1 protein-coding gene is annotated in these 881 nt (G+C 65.2%); it reads left to right on the top strand.

All coding sequences use genetic code 11. The features are described 5' to 3' along the window. Positions 1-113: 113 nt before the first annotated feature. On the top strand, positions 114-881 hold a 768-nt coding region (locus ACT3S2_RS15840; protein WP_444561938.1), incomplete at its 3' end, for an IS256 family transposase.

Consider the following 881-nt stretch of genomic DNA (forward strand, 5'->3'; position numbering starts at 1 on the left):
AGTAGTGCCCCATAAGGTGGTGTAGCGTCCGGTCACCCGCCGATATGGAGTGCGGCCACCGGACGTATCCTTCGAGGAATCTCCTACAACCCACTCGAAAGGACATCGCCGCGATGACCGCTACCCAAATTATCGACCCTCAACGCCTGCTTGTCGAAGCACTCTCCGATGCCTCACCGGACCTGATGCGCTCGATGCTGCAGACCATGATCAACGCTCTGCTGTCCGCTGATGCCAGCGCCGTCTGCGGCGCCGAATACGGCACCGCATCCCCGGAACGGGCCAGCCAGCGAAACGGATACCGGCATCGACCCCTGGACACCCGGGTCGGCACCGTTGACGTCGCGGTGCCGAAGTTGCGGCAGGGGAGCTACTTTCCAGAGTGGTTGCTCGAGCGCCGCAAACGCGCAGAGACCGCGATGATCACCGTCGTGGCGGACTGCTACCTGGCCGGAGTCTCGACCCGCAGGATGGACAAACTCGTGAAGACCCTGGGCATTCATTCCCTCTCCAAGTCCCAGGTCTCGCGCATGGCCGCGGACCTCGACGAGCAGGTCGAGCAGTTTCGTCACCGGCCTCTGGGTGAGGCGGGACCCTTCACCCTCGTGGCAGCCGACGCGTTGACCATGAAGGTCCGTGAAGGTGGACGGGTCGTGAACGCGGTCGCCATGGTTGCCACCGGGGTCAACGCCGACGGGCGTCGTGAAGTGCTCGGGGTGAAGGTCGCGACCAGCGAGACCGGGGCGGCTTGGAACACGTTCTTCGCCGATCTCGTCGCACGCGGACTGGACGGCGTGCAGCTGGTGACCTCGGACGCCCACGCTGGGTTGGTTGAGGCGATCCGGGCGAACCTGCCAGGGGCCAGCTGGCAGCGGTGCCGT

Source organism: Arthrobacter sp. AOP36-A1-22, from assembly GCF_052377615.1.
Classification (GTDB): Bacteria; Actinomycetota; Actinomycetes; order Actinomycetales; family Micrococcaceae; genus Arthrobacter_H.